Origin of the sequence: Pseudoalteromonas sp. Z9A4 (genome assembly GCF_011378845.1) — a bacterium.
GTDB classification, from domain to species: domain Bacteria; phylum Pseudomonadota; class Gammaproteobacteria; order Enterobacterales; family Alteromonadaceae; genus Pseudoalteromonas; species Pseudoalteromonas arctica.
Genome location: NZ_WTLA01000068.1, coordinates 1 through 561 on the forward strand (window position 1 = coordinate 1; position 561 = coordinate 561).

Here is a 561-nt window from a genome sequence, read left to right on the forward strand (position 1 = left end):
AAGCGAATGACACGCATAACAGCCTTGCATAAAGCTGTTATCGCGCGGCTCACCTTGCCAAGTAGCAATTTTATTATCGCCAATTATTTTCCACTGCGACATATTGGTAGGGCTTGTTTGAGCTGTCTTTATTATTTTTTTAGTTTTATGTTCATCCGTTATATCGCTGTGGCACGATTTACAGCCCACATTTATATTCGAGAAGTGCGTATCAAAGCTTTCTTTTTCAGTAGTGTAATTACGCTTTAAATTATCTGAATGGCAATCGGCGCACATGCCGTTCCAGTTTTGCAGAGGTTGCAGCCAATGGAGACGGTCGCTGGGTTTTACATCTTCGTTAGCGTAGTTGGCATACCAACGCTTTCCGCCTAGTGATTTAGCGCGACTATCCCATGCAAAGGGAAATACTTGGTATTTGCCTTTTTCAACTTCAATTAAATACTGTTGCAGTGGGTCAAAGCCAAATACATAACTTACGGTGTACGTTTTTTTTGTACCTTGCTCGGTCAAATCAATTAAAAAGGCCTCTTTTTCTTTATAAAACACGGCTTTTTGAGAAAA

General features: G+C 40.3%; 1 pseudogene. It reads right to left on the bottom strand.

What is annotated here, in order from left to right:
- Positions 1-561: pseudogene (locus GQR54_RS19460) on the bottom strand (hypothetical protein); the annotation flags it as partial.